Raw genomic sequence first — 26,165 nt, 5'->3', positions numbered from 1 at the left:
AATGCAAAAAGCCCAGCCTGACGGCTGGGCTTTTGTCGAAACGATCGAACCCATCAGCCGCGCTGACGCGCCCGGATCATGAAGGTGTCGTTGGTGTATTCCGCCACGCGCCACCAGAGATACTGGTCGGCCCGGTAAGCCTGCATGGCATCAATCGCCTTTTTGAAGTCCGCATTCTTGGCGGAGATCTCGCCCCACAACTCGTTGGTGGAGGCCAATGCCGCCGTCATGATCTCATCCGAGAACGGACGGAGCTGAACCCCGCTGGCCACTAGCCGCTTGAGCGCCGTCGGGTTTTGCATGTCGTAACGCGCGAGCATCCAGGTGTTGGCGCTGTGACAGGCGTTGAAGATCGCAGCCTGATAAGCCTTCGGCAGCGCATTGTACTTGTCGAGGTTGAAGAAGGCATGGACGGTCGGTCCACCCTCCCAGAAACCTGGATAGTAGTAATATTGCGCCACCTTCGCGAAGCCGAGCTTCTCGTCGTCATAGGGCCCGACCCATTCGGCCGCGTCGATCGTGCCCTTCTCCAGCGCCGGGTAGATATCGCCGCCGGCGATCTGCTGTGGAACGACACCAAGCTTCTGCAGCACTTGGCCGGCGATACCGCCGATACGGAATTTCAGTCCCGACAGATCGGCAACCGTCTTGATCTCCTTGCGGAACCAACCGCCCATCTGGGTGCCGGTGTTGCCGCACGGCAAGCCGTAGACGTTAGCCTTCTTGAAGAACTCGTTGGCCAGTTCGTTGCCACCGCCCTGATAGAGCCAGGAATTCTGCATGCGCGAGTTGAGACCGAACGGGACCGATGCAAAGATCGCGTAGGTCGGGTCCTTGCCGACGTAATAATACGAAACGGTGTGAGACGCCTCGACCGTGCCGTTGCTGGTCGCGTCCAAAGCCTGCAGGCCGGGCACCAGTTCGCCTGCCGCGAAAACCTGGATCTGGAATTTGTTGTCGGTCAGATCGGCAACCTGCTTGGCGAAGTATTCGGCGCCGCCATAGATCGTATCGAGCGATTTTGGGAAACTCGACGTCATCCGCCATTTGATCTCCGGGCTCGACTGCGCGATCGCAGGCGAGGCTACGGCAGTGATCGCAGCGCCGGTTGCAGAAGCTTTCAGAAAATCACGACGCTTCATTCAGCATCTCCTCTTCCTTGGGGCGGCCTTGGCGGTCCCCGATATCGGCCCTTTGCGCCGCCCATTCGAGGCTACCGATCCATGGCGGACGGGAATGGGGCATGGCACCAGAAGCCTATGATTTTGGTTCTATTCAGGCTCAGAAATCACCCTCGCCCACAGGGGATGAAGGGCGCCTTCTGCTTCTTCGCAGTAGCACGGAAGACATCCCGCGCAAACGGACGGAGTCGCCGATCAGACGCCGTTTGAACGAAAGTTGTATGATCCGCCGGGTTGATGCCAGCACACTTACGAAGTGGGCGGAGTGCCCTGAAGCCGCTCCCTGATCCGGCCGCCGATCGCCCGATAAATGGCAGCGTGGGCGCCATCGGGGACGCTCTCGACCAACGGCGTACCCGAATCCGACGTCGCGCGGATATCCATGTGCAGCGGGATTTCGCCGAGGAACGGCACACCCAACCGCTCCGCTTCGTGGCGGGCGCCGCCGTGGCCGAAGATATCCGACCGCGTGCCGCAGTGAGGGCACTGGAAGTAGCTCATGTTTTCGACGATCCCAAGCACCGGCACGTTGACACGGGTGAACATGGCAAGACCGCGCCGCGCATCGATCAGCGCCAGATCCTGCGGCGTTGAAACGATGACGGCCCCCTGTAGCGGCACCTGTTGCGCCAGTGTCAATTGCGCATCACCCGTGCCGGGCGGCATGTCGACCACAAGAACGTCGAGCGTCCCCCACTCCACTTCCCGCAGCATCTGCGTGATCGCCGACATCACCATCGGACCACGCCAGATCATCGGCGTCTCCTCCTCGACCAAAAAACCGATTGACATGATCGCCAAGCCGAAACGAGAAATTGGAATCATCCTCTTGGCGTCAGTCAGCTCCGGTTTCTCGCGAATACCCGTCAGCTTCGGCATCGACGGGCCGTAGATATCCGCATCGAGAACACCGACGCGCAGGCCAAGATCGCGCAAGCCCAGCGCAAGGTTGAGAGCCGTGGTGGACTTGCCGACGCCACCCTTGCCTGAAGCCACCGCGATGATCGCAGCGATGCCGGGGATCGGCGCCTGCTTCGCCATCGGCGAGCCATGCGGCGCTTGAGCCGGCCGATGCGACGCCGCGCTCGGAACACCTTGCCGCCGCGGCGACGGGGCAGGCTCCACCCCGCCCTTGCGCTCGGCCGTCAATGCGATCATCGCCGAAGAGACTCCGGGAATCGCCTTGACCGCTGCATCGGCCTGTTCACGAACGCTCTCCCACGCTTTGGCATCTGCGGCCTCGACGTTGATGGACAAGAATACCTTGCCATCATTGACGACGATTTCCGACAGGACGCCGGCATCCGGCAACGGCGCGCCCTTCGGCGACCTCACCTTTGCCAGAGCATCGCGAACAGCCTCAACGGTCACACTCACCACAAACCTCCCGCAGCAGCAGGCAATGATCCCCGACCATGCGGCTGCTTCATTGATAGAACAGCGAACCAACAATGGATACGGATCGACGCATCATCGCTCGTTTGCCGTTTCGTAATTGAGCTCGATCATCACACCGTTCGGATCGCGGACAAATATCTGCCATAGCTCTCCGCCGGGCACTTCACGCGCGTCGAACGCGACGCCAATTGCCTGAAGATGCCGCTTCATGCCCGCAAAGCCTGTGCTGGTGAATGCCACATGATGAACCACGCCGGAGTCAGGCTTTTGCTGCTCGCCGGTCGGTGAAATGTCCACCAGGTGAACCACAGCCTTACCATCGCTGTAAAGCCATGCGCCAGGGAATGGGAATTCCGGCCGGGGCCCCTGCTTCAAACCCAGGACGTCCTCATAAAATCGCACCGTATCCTGGAGCATACAGGTTCGGATGTTGACATGATCGAGTAAACCGACACCCATCCGCCGCTCCCTATTTCCCGCAAAAAACGATCTGCCGTTGCCCTTCACACAGCATTCTTTATGCTGTTCTCGTGCAAAACGCGCAACGATGCCGGTTTGTTGCTCCGTTGTTTCCAACATTTGCAGACGTCGTTGCCTCAGTGGGATGCAAATGTCGGAATCAAACCACTGGCGAAGTGGTCCGGCGTGGCACCGACACTTAGGCGTGGCATTTCAGGCAAGGGCTTACACATGGCTAAAGTAGCGTTCATCGGCCTCGGCGTCATGGGATTTCCCATGGCCGGGCATCTGGTCACTAAGGGCAAGCACGAGGTTACGGTCTATAACCGCACGCCGGCGAAGGCCGAGGCCTGGGCCGCGAAGTTCGGTGGCCGGGCCGCCCCCACGCCAAAGGCAGCGGCCGAGGGGCAGGATTTGGTGATGGCTTGCGTCGGCAACGACGACGATCTCCGCTCGGTTATTCTCGGGGAAAATGGCGCATTCGCTGGAATGAAAGCGGGGGCGATTTTGGTCGATCACACGACCGCATCCGCCGACATCGCCCGTGAACTCGACGCAGACGCAAAAAAGCGCGGATTGGGGTTTGTCGATGCGCCCGTTTCGGGCGGCCAGGCGGGCGCCGAGAATGGCGTGCTGACGGTTATGTGCGGGGGAGACGAGAAGGCCTATGCGACGGCCGAGCCGGTTATTGCTGCCTACGCGCGGATGTGCCGGCGGCTTGGCCCGGCCGGTTCGGGCCAACTGACCAAGATGGTCAATCAGATTTGCATCGCAGGTCTCGTGGAGGCTCTGTCTGAGGGCATCCATTTCGCCAAGAAGGCCGGCCTCGACGTCAATGCAGTGATCGACACGATCTCCAAGGGAGCCGCACAATCGTGGCAAATGGAGAACCGCTACAAGACCATGGATGAAGGCAAGTTCGACTTCGGATTTGCGGTGGAATGGATGCGCAAAGACTTGTCCATCTGCCTTGCGGAAGCGCGCCGCAATGGCGCGAGCCTGCCCGTCACCGCTTTGGTGGATAACTTCTATTCGGAGGTACAAAGGATGGGCGGCAGCCGATGGGATACGTCGAGCCTGATCGCCCGGCTGCAGCGCTGACGGCTGTTTCACCATCAACGAAGGCCGCTCCACGAAACCAGCCTTCGTCGATCGGGCCTCCGGGTGCTCAGCAACGGCCGAAACTTCCGAGCCGCCAGAGCGGCCCCATGGACCGTTCCCTACCCACTGGAGGCCACTGGACGCCTCCTCCGCTGCTCTGGGCGGCGCGGACTGCCGACCCACCCCTTCCTTGCCGGATTGTCAGGATGACGCATCGGAGCCGCGCATAGCGCTGGCGTGGGGCGTCCGGGAAAATCGGACCCGGCGTCGAATGCGGTGATCCCCATCTCCTCCCTAGCGGCGGCCAGCCAGACACTCAAGCAGCCGCCCCGACCGAGGAGGTGACCCGCCGAATACGCGAACATTACAATAATACCCGCAATGCGGGAAATTAGCGATTTATTAGCCGAATTTTCCGGCTCTTTAAGGCAGCCTTTAACCCTTTCCAGCAAGAGATAAAGATCGAGCGTTAGTGGCGTCTGGGTGCGTGACGGTTAATGAGTGAATCTGGGGAAAGGCCTGAGGTCGTTGCTGTTCCGCTCGAACAGCCCGCACCAGCCCAGCCGCGCGGCCGCCGCGCCGCGAGCCAGCGCGTGCGCGAAGCGCGCGACCGCCTGACCTCGACCAGCGGAACCCGCCCCGCCTTCGACCACGAACTGCTGCGCCAGTACGCCCAGACACGGCTGTCGGCTTCGCTCGTGCTCATTCTGCTGGTGGTGGTGGCAGGCCTGCTGTCGAGCCTTTGGATTAAGATCCTGGGCGCTGCGATCTGGACCTGCGTGATCCTTGCCGTGCATGCCGTGACGGTGGCGAATTGCCGCCGCTTCCTCAATGAGCCTGCCTCGCCCGCGGGAACCCGCCGGTGGCGCACCCGGTTCGTCCTGCTCGACCTGCTCTACGGTCTGTCCTGGACCTTCATTCTGATCCACCCGTCGGGGTTCGACACGGTCTCGAACACCCTCCTGGTTTCGTTAATGCTGCTGGTGGTCGCGGTCTCCAGCATGATTGCGGCGAGCCTGCCGATGGCCGCGTTCGCAGCGACCGTGCCGGTCACCTCCGCGATCGCTTTGAACTTCGCGGTGCGCGGATCGTTTGAAGATTACGTCCTGGCTGCCCTCGCGATCGCGGCTGAAGGCTACTTTGCGCTGCTGGCACATCGCCTGCATTCGACGACACTCGCCGCGCTCGAGGCGCGCGCGGAGAAAGATGCTCTGATCGGCGAACTCGAACAGGCCAAAGCGATTTCCGACGAAGCACGCTTCCGCGCTGAATCTGCCAACGTCGCGAAGTCCCGCTTCCTGGCTCAGATGAGCCACGAATTGCGCACACCGCTCAATGCCATCCTCGGCTTCTCCGAGGTGATGAAGAGCGAGATATTCGGACCGCACGCCGTGGCGGTCTACAAGGACTACTCGGCCGACATTCATAATTCCGGCGTTCACCTCCTCAATCTCATCAACGAGATTCTCGACCTGTCACGGATTGAAGCCGGACGCTACGAACTCAACGAAGAACCGGTCTCGCTGGTCCACGTCGTCGCCGACTGCCATCACCTGCTGAAGCTGCGCGCTTCAAGCCGGGGCCTGACGATCCACGAAGTGTTCGAGAACAACATGCCGCGTCTGTGGGCCGACGAACGCGCACTGCGGCAGGTGGTGCTGAACCTGCTGTCCAACGCGATCAAGTTCACGCCGCAAGGCGGCGACATATGGCTGAAGGTCGGCTGGACTGCATCCGGCGGACAGTACCTGACCTGCAAGGACAGCGGCACGGGCATTGCCGAGGAGGAGATCCCGGTCGTTCTCGCATCCTTCGGCCAGGGATCGAACTCGATCAAATCCGCCGAACAAGGTGCGGGCCTCGGCCTACCGATCGCGAAGAACCTGATCGACATGCACGGCGGTACGTTCACGTTGAAATCAAAACTGCGGATCGGCACGGAAGTTACCGTGACCTTCCCGCCCGAGCGCGTGATGTCCGCGCTCGCGCCGATGCACGATACGCCGCCGCTGCAGCCGGACTGGCATGGGGACATCACCCATGAGCGGCATCGGGCACGCCATACACCGATCATGAACGCTGGCACGGGCCTCAAAGAGTAACGCTTGCCGGGCGTCGGAGAATGTGCATCTGATGCAGAATGACCGACAAGAAGAGAGAAACTCCCTGCGTGGCCATCTGCATGATGGACCCGAAAACCAACATGTGCCTTGGTTGCGGGCGGACTCTGCCGGAAATCGCCAGGTGGGGCCGCATGGACAGCAGCGAGCGGCTGTCCATCATGGCGGGACTCAGACAACGCATGCTCGACGCCGGCCTGACGCCGGTCGAGGATACCAGCACACGGTAGGTTTGCCGTGAAGCTGCTGATCACCCTCGTTTGCTTACTGATCTGCGCCGGCGTCTTCATCTATGGCGATGCGGAGCGGATCGCGTACGCACAGAAGACGATGGCTGCGACGGCGACCGACGTGACGGCCGCGCTCCGTTCCCATGTCGCCAACGCCCCATCGCACACCGCGAGCAGTCCACGCTTGGCCGCCAACCTTCGGTCGGTGGATATTCCGCGCAAGAATGGCGGTGAGTTCGCCGTGACGGCAAAGATCAACAACCTTCACGCGCCGATGATCATCGATACGGGCGCGACATCCGTCGTCCTCACCTACGAGACAGCCAAAGCGATGGGCCTGCCGCTTGAATTGCTGGAATTCAACGTCGATCTCGACACGGCGTCGGGGCGCACGCGCGCGGCCCGCCTCACCCTCGACCGCCTGGCCGTCGGCATCGTCGTCGAGCGTTCGGTCCCCGCGCTGGTGGTTCCCCGCGGCCAAGCCAAGGTCAACCTGCTTGGTATGAGTTTCCTGGATCGACTGGAAAGCTGGGAGGTCCGCGCAGACCGGATGACCATCCGCGGCTACCCGTAGGCGCTCTGCACCATCGGTATGCCGTCGCATCAAAGGGCAGTCAGCCGTTCGTCATCGCCACGGGAGGCCGTCCGAAATACGCTGCGTGAACCGTCCTGATCACCTCTTTGACCTACTTGCAATTCGGCCTCTTTGCAGAATAACTCCACCCAGATTATGGGCGTCAGGACGGTGCCTTCCCGCCGGAGTTTTCCTTGGATCAGATCTCGGATCAGGTCTACGACATCGCAATCATCGGGGGCGGCATCAACGGCTGCGGAATTGCCCGCGATGCCGCGGGACGAGGCCTGAAGGTCGTGCTCTGCGAGATGGACGACCTCGCCAGCGGGACGTCCTCCTGGTCCACGAAATTGATCCACGGCGGATTGCGCTATCTCGAATATTACGAGTTTCGGCTGGTCCGCGAAGCGCTGATGGAGCGCGAGGTGCTTTGGCGTATCGCACCTCACATCATTCATCCCCTGCGCCTCGTCCTGCCCCACCACGCCGGCCTTAGACCCGCTTGGCTGCTTCGATTGGGCCTGTTCCTCTACGATCATCTTGGCGGGCGAAAACGCCTGCCGCCAACCCGCACGATCGATCTGGCGAAAGACCCCCTCGGAAAGCCGCTCGCCGCTGGCTTCAAGCGAGGTTTTGAATACTCAGACTGCACCGTCGATGACGCTCGCCTCGTTATCCTGAATGCACGGGATGCGGCCGATCACGGCGCACAAATTCTGACGCGCGCACGCGCGGTCAGGATCAATCGCGGCAACGGCGCTTGGGACATCACGGTCGAAGATCACGTCACCCCGAACCCGAGAAGCATTCGGGCCCGTACCATCGTCAACGCTGCGGGGCCGTGGGTCAATGACGTTCTTTCGCTGAGTTCGATCGGCGGAGCGAAGGCAAGGGTCCGGCTGGTTCAAGGATCGCATATCGTCGTGCCAAAACTTTATGACCATGACCGCGCCTACATGTTCCAAAATGCGGACGGCCGCATCATTTTCGTCATACCGTACCAGCAGGACTTCACGCTGATCGGAACGACCGACCGCGACTACGATGGCGACCCGGCGGCCGTCAGCATTACCCAGGACGAGATTTCCTATCTCTGCGCATCGGCAAGCGATTATCTCGCCAAGCCCATCACACCGAAACAGATCGTCTGGAGTTATGCTGGCGTCAGGCCGCTCTACGACGACGGCGCGAGCGAAGCCAAGGCTGCCACACGCGACTACGTGTTCGAACTTGATGTCGATGGCGGCCTGCCGATGCTCTCCATCTTCGGTGGCAAGATCACGACTTACCGTCGGCTTGCCGAGGAAGCCCTGGAGCGCCTGGCCCCCTATCTTCCTCAATCGACCGGCCGCCACCCGGGCTGGACCGCCGAACAGCCGCTGCCTGGCGGCGACTTCGATACAGCGGTGCTGCCGGCCGTGATCAACGATCTGCGGGCGAACTGGCCGTTTCTCACCCCATCACACGCCTCGCGGCTTGCGACAGCCTATGGCACCCGCGCTGGGGCCCTTCTCGATCAGGCCAAGACCTTCACCGATCTCGGTCAGCATTTTGGCGCCACGTTGACGGAAGCCGAAATCCGCTTCCTGATCGCGACCGAATGGGCTGTGACACCTGACGACATCCTATGGCGCCGCTCGAAGCTGGGCTTGCGGCTTTCGGCACTCGAAAGAAAGTCTCTTGAAAACTGGCTGGCTACGCATGGCAGCCGGCCGAGCTCATCGCCCAAAATCGGCAAGACGCTGTGAGCGTTGCACCGGGGCTTTACACCCTGGCGCAACGCCGTATCCGGCCTCGGTGAATTCCGACTGGTCAGAACGTCAAGCCATCCTTGACCACTACCCAACGCCCCTTCTCGACTTTTTGAACCTGGGTCACGGTCGAAGCCAGGTGATTGGTTTTGGAAAACTTGGTTGGAGGGCTGCCAAAGATATCTTGGAAAACGTCACCGCTCTCCAGCGCATCCAGGAACTTTTGACCTGTGATGTCCTTACCGGCGAGCTTGGCATAGTGCGCGAACGTCATCATGGCGTTGTAACCGATGACCGCCTGGGTGTTGGCGTCCGTGCCGAATGCTTTCTTATAGACGACGAGCCAATCCTTAACCTTGCCTTTGGCCGTATCCTCGTAAGGCACCTCGAACGCCGCCGCGGCGTAGAGCCCTTCCACCACGTCTTTGCCGAGTTGCGGAACCTCCATGACGTTGGTCGCACTCGCGCCCATGAACTTCACGTCCCAGCCCAGTTTGCGAGCCTCGGCCATCGCACCGATAGTCTCGCGGATGACCGTGCCGAGCACGACCAAATCGCAACCATCCGATTTCATCTTGGATACCTGAGCGCTGAAATCCGAAACCCCGCGCTTATAGCTTGTCATCGATGCGGGCTTGATCTTCATCGCTTCGAGCTGCTTCTCGAAGCCTTCGAGAACATTCTTCCCGTATTCGTCATCCTGATACATGATGCAGGGTTTCTGCGGCTTGAAGCTCTCGACCATGTACTTCAACGCCGCCCGGGTGCTCTCCACATAGGGCAGAAGGTTATTGAACTTGAGCCGCTCCTGCGGCTTCGCCGGATCGACCTTGTAGGTGAACTCTGCTGCCGTGAGCGGGAAAAGCTGGGTAATGCCGGCATCGATTACAAGATCCTGCGCAGCCAGCACCGGGGCCGAACCGCCGCCGCCAACCATCGAGAAAATCTTATCCTTCTCGATCAGCTTCTGCGTTGCGAGCACAGCCTTCTTTGGATCATAACCACTATCTTCGATGATCAGTCTAATTTTGCGACCATGAACGCCGCCGGCCGCATTCACCTCATCGACAGCCAGTTTCATGCCGTTGGTGAACGGCACTCCCCAAACCTTCACCGGTCCGGACAAGTCCGAATGGTTGCCAACCACGATCTCAGTGGCCGAGATGCCTTCGTTCGTCGTCTTGACCTGCGCAGTCGAGGGTGTCGCCGCCATCGCCATCGCCGAACAGAGCAAAGCAGCCTTCAGTGCGGTCGCTCTCATCGTTCCTCCCGCTTGTTGTTCTATCGATTTGGCCTTCCGCTCGGAGGGCCTCTGCCCCGCGCAACAGGTTACACTCACTTCAGCAAGCTCGCCGGGCAGTTTCGGGCAAGCCCGGACGAAGCCTACTGCCGCTCCCGGAGCAAAAGTGCGAATGCATCCGTCAGCGATGCCTCCGCGACTTTCGTCGGGTCACTGGCATCGCTAGAAGACAAGCCCACCCTTAACCACCACCCAACGGCCGTTCTCGATTTTCTGAACCTGGGTGACGGTTGAAGCGAGATGATTGGTCTTTGAGAATTTGGTCGGCGCACTGCCGAAAATGTCTTGATAGACATCCCCGCTCTCCAGCGCATCGAGCAGCTTCTGGCCTGTCAGATCTTTTCCGGCAAGTTTCGCATAATGCGCAAACGTCATCATCGCATTGTAGCCGATAACCGCCTGCGTATTGGCATCCGAGCCAAAAGCCTTCTTGTAGGCGGTGATCCAATCCTTCACCCTTCCCTTCGCCGTATCCTCATAAGGGACTTCGAAGGCCGCCGCGGCATACAGTCCCTCGACCGCGTCCTTGCCCAGCACATGCACGTCCGGGAAATTCGCCGCCGCCGAGGCCAGGAACTTCGCATTGTCCCAACCGTTCTTTTTGACCTCGATCATCGCCCCCACCGTCTCTCGGATGACGGTGCCAAGCATGACAAGGTCACAGCCATCTGCCTTCATCTTCGAGATCTGTGAACTGAAGTCCGCCGCGCCGCGCTTATAGCTCGTGATCGTTGCAGGCTTCAGGTTCATCGCTGCGAGCTGCTTCTCAAAACCTTCAAGGACGTTCTTCCCATACTCGTCATCCTGATACATGATACAGGACTTCTGCGGCTTGAACGTCTCGACCATATACTTCATGGCCGCGCGCGTGCTTTCCACATACGGCAGCAGATTGTTGAACTTCAACCGTTCCTGGGGCTTTGCCGGATCGAACTTGTACGTGAATTCCGCTGCTGTTCCTGGAAACAGCTGCGTGATCCCCGCATCAAGAAGAATATCCTGCCCCGCCATCACGGTTGGCGAACCCAAAGCGCCGATCAACGAGAATATCTTGTCGCGTTCGATCATCTTCTGCGTCGCCAGCAAGGCGCGCTTCGGATCATAGCCGCTATCCTCAATGACCAGTCGAATCTTCCGACCGTGGATCCCTCCGGAGGCATTGATCTCCTCGGCGGCTAGCTTCAACCCGTTCGCGATCGGCACGCCCGCCGTCTTAAGCGGGCCGGAAAGATCCTGATGAGTACCGACGACAATCTCCGTCGCCGTGATCCCCTGATTGGTGGTTTTCGTCTGCGCGAATGCCGGCGTCGCCAACAGCATTGCCGCAGCGACAAGCCCGCCCGCTCTCCGTCTATTCTCGATCATTTTTGACGCCCCTCCACGGTTGACCCGGATTGTTCGTATCGTGAAAGACCCGGGCGCATACGTCCGGGTCTGCGGTTATGAGATAGCGAAAGCGATCGCCGATCAGAACATCAGACCGCCTTTGACGACCACCCAGCGGCCCTTTTCGACCTTCTGCACCTGCGTAATCGTAGACGCGAGGTGATTGGTCTTGGAGAACTTAGTCGGCGGATTGCCGAAAATATCTTGGAACACATCACCGCTTTCAAGCGCATCCAGGAACTTCTGACCGGTGAGATCCTTGCCTGCAAGCTTCGCATAATGCGCGAACGTCATCATGGCATTGTAGCCGATGATCGCTTGCGTGTTTGCGTCGGTCCCATACGCCTTCTTGTAATTGACCAGCCAGTCCTTGACCTTGCCTTTCGCGGTGTCTTCATATGGCACCTCGAACGCCGCAGCGGAGAACAATCCCTCAACGACGTCTTTGCCGAGGGCTGGCACTTCGAGGACGTTCGCAGGCGTAGCGCCCAGGAATTTGACATCCCAGCCGAGCTTCTTGGCCTCGGCCATCGCACCAATGGTCTCGCGAATGACCGTGCCGAGCACGACCAGATCACATCCGTCGGATTTCATCTTGGAAATCTGCGCGCTGAAATCCGATGCGCCTCGCTTATAGCTGGTCACCGTCGCATGCTTGACCTTCATCGCGTCGAGTTGGGTCTCATACGCCTCGAGCACGTTCTTCCCATATTCGTCGTCCTGATACATGATGCAGGGTTTCTGCACCTTGTACTCTTCGATCATGTACTTGATCGCAGCGCGGCTGCTCTCGACATAGGGAAGCAGATTGTTGAACTTCAAGCGTTCCTGCGGCTTGGCCGGATCGAATTTATACGTGAACTCGGCAGCCGTGAGCGGAAACAACTGTGTAAGCCCTGCATCAAGCACGATGTCCTGTGCGGCCAGCACGGTCGGCGATCCCATGGCGCCCACCACCGAGAATATCTTATCCTTCTCGATCATCTTTTGGGTGGCGAGAACGGCCTTCTTCGGATCATAGCCACTATCCTCGACCACCAGTTTGATTTTGCGGCCGTTGATCCCGCCGGCGGCGTTGATCTCGTCGGTCGCCATCTTCATCCCGTTGCTGACCGGCACACCCCACCCCTTGATCGGGCCGGACAGATCCTGGTGTGTACCAACCACAATTTCAGTGGCCGAAATGCCCTGGTTGGTCGTCTTCGTTTGAGCGAGCGACGGCGTAACGGCAAATGCAAGTGCTCCGCCTAGCAAACTGGCTCTGAGTATCATCCGTTCCATGATGACATGTCCTCCTCGTTCCGAGCGTTATCCTCATAGGTTGCTTCCGGCCGTTGCTGGCTCTTGGTTGTTCTCCTCTCAGGCAACTTTGGGCGCCGCAGCGGCTCCATACATCGCTTCGATCTCCGTCGCATACTTCTTGTTCACGAACTTGCGCTTCAGCTTCATGGTCGGCGTAAGCTCTTCATCTTCCGGCGTGAGCTGCTGTTCGATGAGATAGAACTTCTTGATGGTCTCCACGCGTGCGAAATTCGCGTTCACCTTTTCGATTTCATCGGAGATCAACTGCTGGACCTGCTGTGAGCGGCACAAGCTAACGTAGTTCGTGAACGGAATGCTCTTATCCTGGGCGAACTTCTCGACGTTCTCCTGCTCGATCATGATCAGGCAGGTCAGATAAGGCCGCCTGTCACCGATCACGACGGCATCGGAAATATAGGGCGAGAACTTAAGCTGGTTCTCGATCTCAGACGGGGTGATGTTCTTCCCGCCCGCTGTGATGATCAGGTCCTTCATCCGGTCGCTGATCTTCACAAAGCCCTGATTGTCGATCTGTCCAACGTCTCCGGTATGCAGCCAGCCATCCTTGTCGATCGTTTCTGCGGTCTTCTCCGGCTGATTGAGGTAGCCGCTGAAGAGGAAATCTCCACGCAGGAGGATTTCGTTTTCAGGCGAGAGCTTCAGTTCGCCCCACGGGACAACTTTTCCGACGGTACCGAGCTTGATCTGGTCGTGCGGCATGATCGTCGCGATGCCGCAGTTTTCGGTCTGGCCGTAGACCTCGTACATTCCAAGGCCCAGCGCGAGATACCACCGGATCAACTCCGGCGCGATCGGCGCAGCACCCGTATAGAGATACTTGCAGCGATCGACGCCGAGTGCCTTGCGGATATTCCGCAACGCAAGCCAGTACGCGACCTGAAACTTGGCTTTCAACGCGGCGGATGGCTCTCTCCCCTCCATCCGGCAGTCTGCGAGCTCATAGCCAACCGCTATCGATTTCTCATAAACCCATTTTTCCAGAGCCGTCGCATCCTTCAGCGCAATCATCACCGAAGAATAGAACTTCTCCCAAACCCGCGGCACCGCGAGAAATGCCGTAGGCTGCACCTCCCTGATGTTGTCCGGCACGGTTTCCGGACTCTCCGCGAAGTTCATGATGGAGCCGGTTGCCAGGCTATAATAGTAGCCGCCGAGCCGTTCGGCCACATGGCAAAGCGGCAGGAACAGCAGTCGCTCGTCGCGCTCGATCAACGGGAACAACCCGTCCGCATGCGCAAGCTGGAAGCAGACGCTGCGATGGGCGTGCATCGCTCCCTTCGGCGGGCCGGTCGTACCGGAGGTATAGACGAGGATTGCGAGATCGTTCGGCCCTCGGGATTGGATCATCCGCTTCCAAAGCCCTTCGTTTCCGACCATGTGCTGGCGGCCGGACGTCATGAAGGCCTCGAGCGAGACAACCATCGGATCGGAGAAAGCGCCCAGCCCCTCCATATCGAAGACGACGATCTTCTCCAGCGTGGGACAACGGCTGCGGCAGTCGAGAACCTTGTCGAGCTGCTCGTCGTCCTCGACGAAGATGACCTTGGTGCGACTATCGTTGACAAGGTATTCGACCTGCTTGACGGAATCGGTCGGATAAATGCCCGATGAAACGCCTCCGGCGCAAAGCACGCCCATATCGGCATAGACCCACTCGACGACCGTATTGCTGAGGATCGACGCGACATCGCCAGGTTTAAAGCCAATCGCATCGAGCGCGTAGGCAATCTCCTTGGTCGTCTCCAGCCATTCACGCCAGGAAATCGACTTCCAGATTCCAAACCGCTTCTCGCGGATCGCTGTGCGATCACCACGCGCTTCTATCGCCGCCAAGAACGTCTTCGGCAACGTCTCCCCGACCGTCAGGGATGGCTTCGCACTCATGATGGCGCTCCCTCAAACAGAAACATGCCTGACGTCTCCGATCTTGCGTCGAAGTCCGCCACGACGTGCAATTTTCGAAGCCTGCTTAGCGCCAAGTTCGCTAGCGCCAGGTCTTTTTCTTCTTCCAGCGCCGCTCGCCGCGGGCACTGTCTTCCTTCGCCCCGAGATAGAACTCCTGGATATCCTTGCTCTGCATCAATCGCTCGCAAGAATCGTCCATCACCACGCGACCGACCTCGAGCACGTATCCATAATCCGCGGTCTCAAGTGCCATCTTGGCATTCTGTTCCACCAGCAGGATCGTCACGCCACGCTCGGCATTCACCCGCCGAATGATGGCGAAAATCTCTTTGACCAACAATGGCGACAAACCGAGCGACGGCTCGTCCAACAACAGCACCTTGGGCCTGTTCATCAGCGCCCGACTGATCGCGAGCATCTGCTGCTCACCGCCGGAGAGTTGCCCGGCCGGCTGGTCTAGCCGCTCCTTCAGCCGAGGAAAATACCCGTAAATCTGCTCCAGATCCTGCGCCACCTCGTCGCGGCTGGTCCGCAGAAAGGCGCCCATCGCCAGGTTTTCACGGACTGTAAGGAAAGGAAAGACCTCTCGCCCCTCGGGCACATGACTGATGCCGAGCCGGACGATCTTATCCGGATCCATCCGCTGGATCGCCTGCCCCTCGAATTCCACCGAGCCTTTCAGGGGATCAAGAACCCCGGAAATGGTCTTCAAGATGGTCGTTTTTCCCGCACCATTGGCCCCGAGCACCGTGACGATCTTGCCCCGCGGCAGACTGAGGCTTACGCCCCGGATCGCCATGATCGGGCCGTAGTAGCTTTCGATATTGGACACCTTCAGGATCGGCTCTGCATCGCTCATACGATCGCCCTGCCCCCTAAGCGCCCAAATAGGCGGCAACCACTTCCGGATGGCCCTGCACCTGCGAAGGCGTACCGGTTGCCAGTTCGCGGCCGTAGTTGAGCGCGAGAACGCGATCAGACACCCGCGACACGAGGCTCATGTCGTGCTCCACCATCAAGACAGTTATTCCGAGCTCGTTTCGGATATCTCGAATCCAGAATGACATATCGTCCGTCTCCTCGACGTTGAGCCCCGACGATGGCTCATCGAGCAAGATCAACTTTGGCTCCGAGCAGAGCGCCCGCGCGAGTTCGATCACCTTCCGAACACCGTAAGGCAGTCCGGAAATCAGCTTGTCCCGATACGGCTCCAGATCGAGCAATTCGATCACCTGCTCGACCTTGTGACGGTGCTCGAATTCAGCTCGCCGAACCGCCGGCAGGAACAGGATTTCCTGCACCACATTCGTCGTCGCGTGACAGTGGCGACCCACCAGGAGATTGTTCAGCACAGTCGCATTGTCGAACAGCTCGATGTTCTGAAACGTGCGCGCAATACCCATCTTCGCGATCTTGTGCGGCGGCGCGCGCGTGAACTCCTCGCCATTGAAGAACAGTCGTCCGGACGTTGGATCATAGAGCCGTGAGATCAGATTGAAGATCGAAGTCTTGCCGGCACCGTTCGGCCCGATGATCGTAAAGATCTCACCCTTCTCGACGGAGAAGTTCACCTGGTCCACGGCCTTAAGGCCGCCGAACTGAAGCGACAGATTCTCGGCGACCAGAAAGCTCATCGGTTGCGCTCCGATTTCACGTAAGTCTTCTGGCGTTTGAAAGTTGCCGCCTTGTAAAGCGGGAACGTCTGGAAGAAGAGCTTGATCTTCAACCATCGACCGTAAAGTCCGGTCGGTTCGAACAGGATGAAGCCAACGATGATCAAGCCGTAAATCGCGCCCTTCAATCCAGGCGCCGAGGCGATCTTGGCTGCCTGGTCCTGCACATGGTTCGCGGTTGGGGCATCGGCTCCAAACAAGCTCGCGAAATTGCCGATCACGCCAGGAAGATCATCCTTCAACATCGTCAGCAGCGGATCGATCATCACAATGAAGATCGCACCCAGCACAGCCCCATGCAGGCTGAACACGCCGCCGATGATAATCACGATGATGAACTCGATCGAAAGCAGCAGCGTGAACATCTCGGGACTGATGAACGAGAGCTTGTGCGCATAGAGACATCCAGCCAATCCGGTGATCGTGGCGCTGATGCCGAAAGAGCGGACTTTATAGGCTGCGACATCGATCCCCATGCTCTTCGCCGCCGTTTCGCTATCGCGGATGGCGACGAAGGCTCGTCCGGTCGGCGAGCGAAGCAGATTGAGCGTCGCGAGGATCACGGCAATCAACAGCGCAAGGCAAAGAAAGTAAAAACCCGCACTATCGCGCGGAACCGGCAGCCCCAAAAGATCGAGGGTCCGCACTTTCAATCCTTCGTTGCCATTGGTGACGCTTTCCCAACGCGCCAGAATTTCTTCGATGATCGCTCCGAAGGAAATCGTTGCGATCACGAGATAGATTCCTTGGAGCCGCAGGGCGGGAAAGCCAACCAGAACACCGACAATTCCAGTCAGAACGCCTGCAAGCGGAAAGTAGACCACAAACGGAATGCCGTGCTGCTGACAGTACGCCGACGTATAGGCGCCGATCGCAAGGAATGCGGCGTGACCGAGGGAGGCCTGCCCCGTGAATCCAACAAGAATGAGTAGAGAAACACCGACCGTCGCATAGATGAAAACGAACACCATTTGGCTCAGAAGATAGTTTCCGAGCAGGAATGGCGCGGCCGCTAGCAGCAATAGCAGGACACTATACGACCACCAGTAGCCGCTATGCTTGAAGATGCGGATGTCCTGATCGTAGTCCGTCTTGAAGATAAAGCGCATGGACGAACCGCCTCAGACTTTCTTCCGTCCCGTATGGCCGAACAGGCCTTCGGGCTTGAGCAGCAGAACAGCGAGCAAGACCACGTGGGGAGCGACGTCCTTCCATCCCTGGGCCAGATAGAAGCCCGCAAGGTTCTCGATGACACCGATAATGATGCCGCCGACCACCGCACCTGGAATACTCCCGAACCCGCCCAGTACGGCCGCGGGGAACGCCTTCAACGCAAGCGCAAGCCCGACGTTGGAATGAATGAACGTAATCGGCGCCAGCAACACGCCGGCGCAGGCGGCCACGGCGGCGCTGATCGCCCAGGTCAGCGCCACGACCGTCTTGACGGGAATGCCCATATAGTAGGCGGCCAGCATATTCTCGGAGGTCGCGCGCATGGCGGTCCCGAGTTGCGTCTTCGTGAAGAAGAGATAGAGGACGATGCAAAGGATCGCCGTGGCAACGATCACCGACAGCTTGTCATGCGCGAGAACGAGGTCGCCGATCCGCAAAACGCCCGACGAAAACGGAGTTTCGATCTTCAGATCATCTGTCCCCCAGATCATGCCGGCGACAGAGCGGAGAAAATAGCCGAGGCCGATCGTGGCCATGACAATCGAGAACTGCGGGCTGCCGAGGATCGGCCGCAATACGAACCGTTCGCTCGCAGCACCGAAAGCAGCCATGCAGACGACTGCGAGCGCGAATCCCACCCAGTAGTTCAAGCCGAGTAGCGCGATGAAGGTAAAGGCAAAAAAGCCGCCCAGCATCAACAACTCGCCCTGAGCGAAGTTGACGACCTCAGTTGTCTTGTAAATGAGAACGAAGCCGAGCGCGATCAGCCCATAAATACAGCCCAGCGCAACACCGCTCACGAGCTGCTGAATAAGATCCAGCATGCCTGCACTTTCCCCCAACCCGGCGCACCCGTGACCTTTTGGTCATCTTTGCACTGCCGGACCTAGCGTTTCCGGTCCGCATAAGGGCATGTTTGGGGAAAATCATCAAGCCGGCTTTATGGACAAACCTTGGGCGTTTTGCCGCGACCAGTCGCCCCTGACATTTTAGGAAGGATGCTTCCTGAGGAATTCCAGGAGCGTATCGTTGAAGGCCAGCGGCTGCTCCCAGTTCGGGGCATGCCCCGCTTCGCGGATGATTGCGGTCTGCACATTCCGCAGATGGCTGGCCTGCAGCCGCAGGATTGAAGGCGGCGTCCAGAGGTCGGCGTCACCGGTGAGCAGCAGCGTTGGCGCTTCGATCGTCTCGACTTTCGCCCAAGTAATAACGTTCGCGAGCGCTTGATTGACGCGAACGCTAAGCAGCGACTGCTTTTCAAGATTACGCCATGCATCCGCACCGGCAGGATTTCCGGCTCGGTAGGTCGCACTCAGTTCCTGAAAGTCCTTCGGCAGTTGCGCAAAGAACGCCGGCCGAAACAGATTGCAGAGATCGAGATAGTTCTGATCTGTCACGCCCATGATCGTTGATGCCAGCGTCAGACTGAGCAGTCGCTCCGGGAATGATAGCGCATAGTCGACCGCGACGATGCCCCCCGCAGCCAAGCCGACAACGTGGAACTTGCTGACTCCCAAATGGGTCAACAGATGATGCAGGTCGACTGATGCGATCCCAGGCTCCCTGGGATCGCAGGCGCTGGATTTCAGGTAGCCGCGACGGGAGTAACTGATAACGCGATACCCCGCCTTCGCCAGCACGGGTTGCTGGTAGACCCACATTGCGCCGCTACCCGATGCGGCATGCAGCAGGACCACCGCAGGCCCCTCACCTCCCGTGTCCCAATACCAAAGATTGCCGCCGTCAGGAATCGGCGCAAACCCCTCGGTAGCCGCGACCTGCTCTGGTATCGGAACAGGCGTCCAAACTGGTGGCTGCTGTTGGAAAAACGGCGATGGTTGTCCAGGCATGTTGATCCGGGTACGTGCAGGGTACTGATGCGGATCACTATATGAGCGCAGCTGACAGCGATCCATCCTCATCACATCGTGATCATCGAAAGTCTTTGTTTCGTTCCGGATCGCGGCTCAAACCTTGAAGCGAACGCCGATCTTTGGTTCAAGTCTTTCCTCGCAATCGAGTCCGAGGACCGTTCCGGACCGCGACCAAAGGATAGACGATGAGGATCTGCGTTGTCGGCGCTGGTGCAATAGGCGGCTTGCTTGCCGCGAAACTCCACCAAGCCGGCGAAGCTGTCAGCGTCATTGCCCGCGGGCCACATCTCGCCGCCATCAAGGCCAACGGTCTGACCCTTATTGAAGACAATGGCCAGGAGATCGTCTCACGCATTCACGCGACAGACCGTATTGCCGAGGCGGGCAAGCAAGACCTCGTCATCTTGGGCATGAAAGCCCATCAGGTCGCCGCGATCGTTGGCGACCTCAAGCATCTTTATGATCACGATACCGTCGTTCTCACCGCGCAGAACGGGATTCCATGGTGGTACTTTTTCAAGCAGGAGGGCCCCCACGCGAACACCGTTCTGCAGAGCGTCGACCCCGGCGGAACAGTCGGCAAGAATCTGCCGATCGATCGCGTTATTGCGTCGGTCGTGTATCCAGCAGCCGAGATCATTGCACCGGGAACGATCAAGCACATCGAGGGCAATCGATTCTCGTTGTCCGAGATCGACAACAGCGAGACGTCGCGTATTAAGGCGATCTCGGAAACGTTCAAGCAAGCCGGTTTCAAGGCGCCCGTCGTGTCCGACATCCGCGCCGAATTGTGGACCAAGCTTTGGGGCAACCTCAGTTTCAATCCTGTCAGCGCCCTGACCCACGCGACGCTTGAGGATCTCTGTCGATATCCGCTGACGCGCGCACTGGTGGCCGACATGATGCGCGAAGCGCAGAGCGTGGGTGAAGCGCTGGGAATCCGCTTCCGCATCCCGATCGAAAAGCGCATCGCCGGTGGCGAAGCCGTCGGCAAACACAAAACGTCGATGCTTCAGGATATCGAGGCCGGTCGCGCCGTCGAGGCCGACGCCCTGATCGGCTCGGTGATCGAACTCGGACGGCTGATGGACGTTCCGACACCGCATCTCGACACCGCCTATGCGCTGGTGAAACTCCTCAGCCAAACCATCATCAATCAGAACGGTCAGCTTCGGATCACCTCCGCCTGACCTCACGTCTCTATCAACTCAGAGCACTCAGCGATGCCCCTTCGTTCCCCCAGAAGCTCCACCCTTCGTGAACTGATCGGATCAGGAGCAGACGACCAGCCCGCGATCACCGCCCCTGGAGCTACCCCGCTGAAATACAGCGCTCTACGGACAATGGTTGAGCAGACGGTTGCTGCCCTGAACGCGTTCGGCGTGGGTCGCGATGATCGGGTCGCGATCGTTCTGCCGAACGGCCCCGACATGGCAACAACCTTCATCGGCGTCGCCAGCGCAGCCACCGCCGCACCGCTCAATCCTTCCTACAAGGCGGATGAGTTCGAATTCTACATGTCCGACCTGAAGGCCAAGGCACTTGTCGTCGAAACAGGCAGCACGTCGCCGGCGATCGATGTCGCACGGCGACTTGGCATCAAGATTGTGACCCTGCATCCCGACCACGCCCAAGGCGCCGGATACTTCTCGCTAGAGTGTGACGATCGCTCCGGGAGCTGTCGCGCGGGCCATGCCGAGGCAGACGACATTGCGCTGATTCTGCATACGTCCGGCACCACCTCCCGGCCGAAGATCGTGCCGCTGACCCAACGCAATGTTTGCACGTCGGCGGGAAATATCGCCGAGACGCTGGCTTTCGACACGACGGACTGCGGCCTCAATATCATGCCGCTCTTTCACATTCACGGACTGATAGCCGGTGTGCTTGCACCGCTGTCGGCCGGCGGACGCGTGTTCTGTACGCCGGGCTTCAATGCATTGCGGTTCTTTGCCTGGATGGATGAGGCCAAGCCGACGTGGTATACGGCCGTGCCGACGATGCATCAGGCGATCCTCACGCGCGCAAGCGGCAACAGGGAGATCATCGCCCGTCACCCGCTGCGTTTCATTCGCTCCTCCTCGTCGTCGATGCCGCCACAGGTCATTGCCGAAGTTGAAAACACATTTGGAGCACCACTGATCGAAGCTTATGGGATGACCGAGGCATCGCACCAGATGGCTTCGAACCCCTTACGTGGCATGCGCAAACCCGGCTCGGTCGGATTGGCCGCCGGTCCCGAGGTCGCGATTATGGATGACACCGGCGCTCTTCTGCAATCAGGGGAGATTGGTGAGATCGTGATCCGCGGCGCCAATGTCACCTGCGGTTACGAAAACAATCCGGCGGCGAACGCCTCGGCTTTCACCGACGGCTGGTTCCGCACCGGCGACCAGGGCACCATCGATCATGAAGGCTACATCAGCCTGACAGGACGGCTAAAGGAGATCATCAATCGCGGCGGCGAAAAGATCTCTCCACGAGAGGTCGATGAGGTGCTGATGGATCATCCGGCTGTCCAGCAAGTTGTCGTGTTCGCAATGCCTCATGAGAAGCTTGGTGAAGAGGTCGCAGCTGCCGTCGTTCTTCGCGAAGGGACGTCCGGAGACGAGAAGGAGCTTCGCGATTTTTGCTCGCAGCGGCTCGCGAGCTTCAAAGTTCCTCGTAAGATCGTATTCCTCGACAAGATTCCGCTCGGCGCAACGGGAAAGCTACAACGCATCGGTCTCGCCGAAAAACTCGGCTTGGCTTGAGCGCTCCACCCCTACGAACGTCCGAAACCGCCGTACCCTCGCGCGAGCGGCTGCGGCGGTTAAAGCGAGCGCAATGCGACCTCGATCCCGTGTAGCGTGAGGCCGGCCAAGCCGCCGATAATGGTACCGTTGAAGCGAATGTATTGCAGATCCTTGCCGATATTGACCTCGATTAAGGAGATCAATTGGCGCATGTCCCACGCCTTGACCTGGTCCGCAATGAAAGTCGAAACACCACTTTTCTGCTCCAAGATGAAGCTGCGCAAGACGACGACCATGCCCTGATTGATTTCGGTGCGCATGTCCGCATCGGCCGCGAGCTGGTGACCAATTTCCATAAAGGCTCCGGCCATCTGCTGCTGCAGGACGGTTGTCTCCCCTCTTGCATTACGGACCACGAACTCACGCACGCCCGACCAGACGTTTTGCACAACTGTCGCGATCTCCGGACGATTCAGAATCTCCATCTTCAGATCGTGAATACGATTGGCGTACCGCGGATCGCTGTCCAAGCTATCGACAAAGGATAAGATCAGACGATCCAACTCGCCTCGAAGAGGATGATTTTGATCAGTCCGCACGTCTTCGAAAAACGCTGTCGCAGAAGCTGCGATCTTCTTCATCACGAAGGCATCTGCGCGATAGAACCGCAGAATGGTCGGCAGCTCGTCACGAATCTTGATGCGAATGGCTTCCAGGACCTGTGGCTCGTGGATCGCATTGTGAACAGTCTGCAGGATCTCGTCTAGCAGCGCGCGATGTCTCCCCTGGCGCACGAAGGCCCGTAACGTTCCTGAGACCATTGGCGTCAGATCCAGCGACTGCGCACGCGCCAGTATTTGTTTGGCGAGGAAGCTGCGGAGACCGGAGCTTTCTGCGGCATCAAGGGCGCCCGGCAGAAGCTTCACTACGAAGCGAGCCAACTCCGTGCTGCGTTTTTCGTCCGCCAACCAGTCGGCAATGAAAGATGCGAAGTCGATACTACGCAGCTTCACTTCGACGGGAGTGGCATCCAGGAAGTGCCGCTCAATAAACTCGCCGAGCTTTTCGGCTATCCGCTGCTGATTTGCGGGAATGATCGCCGTATGAGGAATCGGCAAGCCGAGCGGCCGGCGGAACAGAGCAACAACGGCATACCAATCGGCCAGCCCGCCAATGGCTGCCGCCTCGGCGAAGGCAGCAAGAAACCCAAAGACCGGGTGACGAGATTCCATAGATTTGGCGAAGACCAATGTCACGAGACAAGTGGCCAGAACCGCGGCCGCAATACTCTTGATGCGTCGGAGTTCAGCCGCGCGAGACGCATCGATCCGGATATCAGATAGTAAACTCTCCGGCCGTTCAGGCATTGCCCACACTTACACCAGCGACACCATTATCAAACCACCTCTGCGAGCGGGACCGCCGTATCAGAACCGCCCCAAAGCGAAATATGCATTCTTTGATAACATGCTATGATATTTATGCCGCCTGTGAGGCAGACAGCGACTCTCAACGAGAGCCCTTGGGGCTCCAGCGATTGGACGAAGACTGTATGATCCGCTGTTGACCGGAGATGCACCCTTGATCGACTGTCCCTATGCGCCGCCGCAGCTCGTCAAGTCCAACGGTATCGACATCTGCTACGATAGTTTCGGCTTGCCAGACGCCGAGCCGCTGCTTCTCATTATGGGCTTGAGCGCCCAAATGATCCTTTGGGATGATGAGTTCTGCGCACAGCTTGCCTCACACGGGTTCCGTGTAATTCGGTTCGACAACCGTGACGTTGGACAATCCACTAAGCTCACTGGCGGCAAGCGGATCACACTGACCGAGCTGTTGAAGCTCCGCTTTCTCGGCATTCCGCCATATGCACCGTACACGCTGCGCGATATGGCTAACGACACCGCGGGACTGATGGATGCGCTCAATATCCGATCCGCCCACATCGTCGGTGCGTCGATGGGTGGGATGATCGCGCAGGAAATGGCGATTCACATGCCGGAGCGCGTACGGACTCTGACGTCGATCATGTCATCGACCGGAAATCCCAAGCTGCCACAGCCGAAACGGGAGGTCGCAGCGCTGCTGATGTCGTCAGCACCGAAGAACGAGCAGGAGTATATCACCGTCTTTGCCAGAAACTGGCGCGTTCTGCGAGCGGGCTCTTTTCCTGAAGACGAAGCCAAGGACCGCTTGCGTGCCAAGCGCTGCTATGCGAGCGGACTAAGCCTTGAAGGCGCCGGACGGCAGCTCAGAGCGATCCTGGCCTCCAGGAGCCGAGTGTCTGCTCTTCGCGATGTCAGAATTCCCACGCTGGTCATCCACGGCGCCGTCGATCCTCTGGTCCGCCCCGAAGCCGGACTCGATACGGCGGGTGCCATTCCAGGCGCCAAACTCATGATGGTCGACAAGATGGGACACGCGATTCCGATACCCATGTGGCCGCAGATCATTGAAGGAATTGTAGACCATATCCGATCGAACAGCCGCCAGGCGGCTTAGACGCGCATCAAAGTAGCCTCCTCCGCATCACCCGAAACGACGTCTATACCACTCGATCAGCTTCGCATTGACCTCGTCAGGTTTCTCTTGCTGCGTCCAGTGCCCGGAATCCAGCACCAGGTGCTTTTCCAAATCAGGCACGAGCTTCTCCATTCCGTCTGCCGCCGACGGGGGAAGCACGAGATCCTTCTCAGCCATGATCATCAGTGCGGGCACCCGCACTGTGACATCGAGATCGGCAGAGCGTTCCCAATTTCGCGTGAAGTTCCGATACCAGTTGATCCCGCCGGTAAAGCCTGTTTTGGCATAAGTATCGACAAAGACCTTCTTCTCCTCCGTCGACAGAATGGGCTGACGAGGATCCGCCTTGCTGTCGTAGGCCTGCACGAATTGCGGAAAGGCTAAACTGAGCTGCGATGGTTTGCCGTCCGCATCCGTAACGCCGGCTTGCGGCGAAGCAGGACGTGGTCCAGGCCGGCGCATGAACATGTCGAAGGTCTTTTCGACGTTCTCGGCGAAGATGCGATCCGGCGCACGTCCGGGATCTTGGAACTGCACGATGTACATGCTGTCGCCAAATCGTTTCCGAAACAGCGCAATCGGATCAATCGGCGCCCGTGGCAGATGCGGCGTGTTAACGCCGACAACACCGGCCACACGATGCGGATGCCGCAACGGCATTCCCCATGCAACAAATCCGCCCCAGTCGTGCCCCACGAACACTGCCCTTTCAACCTGCAAATGATCCAGCAACCCGGCAAGGTCTGCCGTCAGATGTTCGAGATCGTAGGACTCGACAGGCTCAGGCCGATCCGTTGCGCCATATCCGCGCTGATCGGGGGCAACGACACGAATACCCGCATCGCCCAGGGCCTTGATCTGATGCCGCCAGGAGAACGCAAGCTCGGGCCAGCCGTGACACAAAACAACGGGAGGCTTGTCCGTGATGGGGCCCGCCTCATAGTAGCCCATGCGAATCCCATTCGTACGAGCGAACTGTAACGGCGGCATCTCGATCATGGCCTACATCCTGGCATTTTAACGTTACAAAGCCTCTATCCGATAAGCGGGGCAACTTGCGACGTCGGCCCTTCGGGAACAAGCAGCGATTGAACGGAAGACAGTTTGGGCGAAAATTTGGACGTGCAGTTGTCCTATTTGTCTTTGCGCGCTCCCAGGCCAGCCATGTTCATAAACATGTCTTGGAAGCGTTCGCCCACCTTGGGGTCAAATGAGAACCAACTCTGCATCAAGCTCTCCGGCGTAAACTTGTTCAGGTTCTCCTGCATCTTCGCCTGCATCTGATCCATCATGGCTTCTTGCATCGGCTTGACATCCGGCAATCCCAGAAAATCTCTGGCTTCGATCGGCGTGCAATCAATTTCGATCTTGACCTTCATTGTCCTTGTCCCTGACTTCGACGCCACTGGTCCACCTCTGCCGGCAATCCGAGATTGGACCGAGTTCATGCCGGAGTAAA

General features: G+C 58.9%; 23 protein-coding genes. 8 read left to right on the top strand and 15 right to left on the bottom strand.

The window, feature by feature from the left end; all coding sequences use genetic code 11:
• Positions 1-53 precede the first annotated feature (53 nt).
• From X566_RS17580 to X566_RS17570, 3 genes are all read right to left on the bottom strand, one after another.
• Positions 54-1,142 (bottom strand): TRAP transporter substrate-binding protein, encoded by a 1,089-nt coding sequence (locus tag X566_RS17580; RefSeq protein WP_034469989.1) that lies wholly within the window; start codon positions 1,140-1,142, stop codon positions 54-56.
• Between the two features lie 288 nt (positions 1,143-1,430).
• Positions 1,431-2,558: an Mrp/NBP35 family ATP-binding protein gene (locus X566_RS17575; protein ID WP_034472262.1), complete on the bottom strand. Its 1,128-nt coding sequence runs from the start codon at positions 2,556-2,558 to the stop codon at positions 1,431-1,433.
• Between the two features lie 93 nt (positions 2,559-2,651).
• Complete coding sequence (locus X566_RS17570; protein WP_034469987.1) at positions 2,652-3,038, bottom strand: VOC family protein; 387 nt, start codon at positions 3,036-3,038, stop codon at positions 2,652-2,654.
• Positions 3,039-3,269: 231 nt separating this feature from the next.
• On the opposite strand from X566_RS17570, the gene X566_RS17565 reads away from it, so the two are divergent.
• The 5 genes from X566_RS17565 to glpD all read left to right on the top strand — a co-directional run bounded on the left by X566_RS17565 (position 3,270) and on the right by glpD (position 8,811).
• A complete protein-coding gene (locus X566_RS17565; protein ID WP_034469985.1) occupies positions 3,270-4,139 on the top strand; it encodes an NAD(P)-dependent oxidoreductase in 870 nt (289 codons plus the stop codon).
• A 497-nt stretch (positions 4,140-4,636) separates the two neighbouring features.
• Complete coding sequence (locus tag X566_RS17560) at positions 4,637-6,241, top strand: HAMP domain-containing sensor histidine kinase (RefSeq protein WP_034469983.1); 1,605 nt, start codon at positions 4,637-4,639, stop codon at positions 6,239-6,241.
• 38 nt (positions 6,242-6,279) lie between these two features.
• Positions 6,280-6,489, top strand: a complete 210-nt coding sequence (locus X566_RS17555; protein ID WP_034469981.1) for a DUF1289 domain-containing protein — start codon at positions 6,280-6,282, stop codon at positions 6,487-6,489.
• A gap of 7 nt (positions 6,490-6,496) precedes the next feature.
• On the top strand, positions 6,497-7,063 hold the full coding sequence (locus X566_RS17550; RefSeq protein WP_034469979.1) for a TIGR02281 family clan AA aspartic protease: 567 nt from the start codon (positions 6,497-6,499) through the stop codon (positions 7,061-7,063).
• A gap of 194 nt (positions 7,064-7,257) precedes the next feature.
• A complete protein-coding gene (gene glpD, locus X566_RS17545) occupies positions 7,258-8,811 on the top strand; it encodes a glycerol-3-phosphate dehydrogenase (protein ID WP_034469977.1) in 1,554 nt (517 codons plus the stop codon).
• Positions 8,812-8,875: 64 nt separating this feature from the next.
• Here glpD and X566_RS17540 read toward each other — a convergent pair whose 3' ends face one another.
• The 9 genes from X566_RS17540 to X566_RS17500 all read right to left on the bottom strand — a co-directional run bounded on the left by X566_RS17540 (position 8,876) and on the right by X566_RS17500 (position 19,424).
• Positions 8,876-10,075 (bottom strand): ABC transporter substrate-binding protein, encoded by a 1,200-nt coding sequence (locus X566_RS17540; protein ID WP_051444313.1) that lies wholly within the window; start codon positions 10,073-10,075, stop codon positions 8,876-8,878.
• Between the two features lie 201 nt (positions 10,076-10,276).
• Positions 10,277-11,434: an ABC transporter substrate-binding protein gene (locus X566_RS17535; RefSeq protein ID WP_409337837.1), complete on the bottom strand. Its 1,158-nt coding sequence runs from the start codon at positions 11,432-11,434 to the stop codon at positions 10,277-10,279.
• A 147-nt stretch (positions 11,435-11,581) separates the two neighbouring features.
• The gene (locus tag X566_RS17530; RefSeq protein ID WP_034472258.1) at positions 11,582-12,772 is read right to left on the bottom strand and encodes an ABC transporter substrate-binding protein; all 1,191 of its coding nucleotides are present in this window, start codon (positions 12,770-12,772) and stop codon (positions 11,582-11,584) included.
• 87 nt (positions 12,773-12,859) lie between these two features.
• On the bottom strand, positions 12,860-14,707 hold the full coding sequence (locus X566_RS17525) for a long-chain fatty acid--CoA ligase (RefSeq protein ID WP_034469973.1): 1,848 nt from the start codon (positions 14,705-14,707) through the stop codon (positions 12,860-12,862).
• 100 nt (positions 14,708-14,807) lie between these two features.
• Positions 14,808-15,587 (bottom strand): ABC transporter ATP-binding protein, encoded by a 780-nt coding sequence (locus X566_RS17520; RefSeq protein WP_034469972.1) that lies wholly within the window; start codon positions 15,585-15,587, stop codon positions 14,808-14,810.
• A 16-nt stretch (positions 15,588-15,603) separates the two neighbouring features.
• A complete protein-coding gene (locus tag X566_RS17515; protein WP_034469971.1) occupies positions 15,604-16,362 on the bottom strand; it encodes an ABC transporter ATP-binding protein in 759 nt (252 codons plus the stop codon).
• On the bottom strand, positions 16,359-17,510 hold the full coding sequence (locus X566_RS17510) for a branched-chain amino acid ABC transporter permease (protein ID WP_034469970.1): 1,152 nt from the start codon (positions 17,508-17,510) through the stop codon (positions 16,359-16,361). The genes X566_RS17515 and X566_RS17510 overlap by 4 nt, the downstream gene beginning before the upstream one ends.
• 12 nt (positions 17,511-17,522) lie before the next feature.
• Positions 17,523-18,398: a branched-chain amino acid ABC transporter permease gene (locus tag X566_RS17505; RefSeq protein WP_034469969.1), complete on the bottom strand. Its 876-nt coding sequence runs from the start codon at positions 18,396-18,398 to the stop codon at positions 17,523-17,525.
• A gap of 165 nt (positions 18,399-18,563) precedes the next feature.
• Complete coding sequence (locus X566_RS17500) at positions 18,564-19,424, bottom strand: alpha/beta fold hydrolase (protein WP_034469967.1); 861 nt, start codon at positions 19,422-19,424, stop codon at positions 18,564-18,566.
• A 209-nt stretch (positions 19,425-19,633) separates the two neighbouring features.
• Between X566_RS17500 and X566_RS17495 the strand changes: the two genes are divergently transcribed.
• Together X566_RS17495 and X566_RS17490 are read left to right on the top strand one after the other, a co-directional pair.
• A complete protein-coding gene (locus X566_RS17495) occupies positions 19,634-20,638 on the top strand; it encodes a 2-dehydropantoate 2-reductase (protein WP_034469965.1) in 1,005 nt (334 codons plus the stop codon).
• A 33-nt stretch (positions 20,639-20,671) separates the two neighbouring features.
• Positions 20,672-22,201 (top strand): acyl--CoA ligase, encoded by a 1,530-nt coding sequence (locus X566_RS17490; protein ID WP_034469963.1) that lies wholly within the window; start codon positions 20,672-20,674, stop codon positions 22,199-22,201.
• Positions 22,202-22,260: 59 nt separating this feature from the next.
• Here the strand turns inward: X566_RS17490 and X566_RS17485 are convergent, their stop codons facing one another.
• Entirely contained in the window at positions 22,261-23,550 is a 1,290-nt protein-coding gene (locus tag X566_RS17485) for a DUF445 domain-containing protein (protein ID WP_034469961.1), read from the bottom strand.
• Positions 23,551-23,764: 214 nt separating this feature from the next.
• Here X566_RS17485 and X566_RS17480 point away from each other — a divergent pair, with 214 nt between their 5' ends.
• Entirely contained in the window at positions 23,765-24,685 is a 921-nt protein-coding gene (locus tag X566_RS17480) for an alpha/beta fold hydrolase (RefSeq protein ID WP_034469960.1), read from the top strand.
• Between the two features lie 27 nt (positions 24,686-24,712).
• Here X566_RS17480 and X566_RS17475 read toward each other — a convergent pair whose 3' ends face one another.
• Positions 24,713-25,705 (bottom strand): alpha/beta fold hydrolase, encoded by a 993-nt coding sequence (locus X566_RS17475; RefSeq protein ID WP_034469958.1) that lies wholly within the window; start codon positions 25,703-25,705, stop codon positions 24,713-24,715.
• A 134-nt stretch (positions 25,706-25,839) separates the two neighbouring features.
• The gene (locus X566_RS17470) at positions 25,840-26,085 is read right to left on the bottom strand and encodes a DUF6489 family protein (RefSeq protein WP_034469956.1); all 246 of its coding nucleotides are present in this window, start codon (positions 26,083-26,085) and stop codon (positions 25,840-25,842) included.
• Positions 26,086-26,165 lie beyond the last annotated feature (80 nt).

Source organism: Afipia sp. P52-10 (assembly GCF_000516555.1).
Classification (GTDB): domain Bacteria; phylum Pseudomonadota; class Alphaproteobacteria; order Rhizobiales; family Xanthobacteraceae; genus P52-10.
This window is presented reverse-complemented; position numbering and strand designations above follow the sequence as displayed.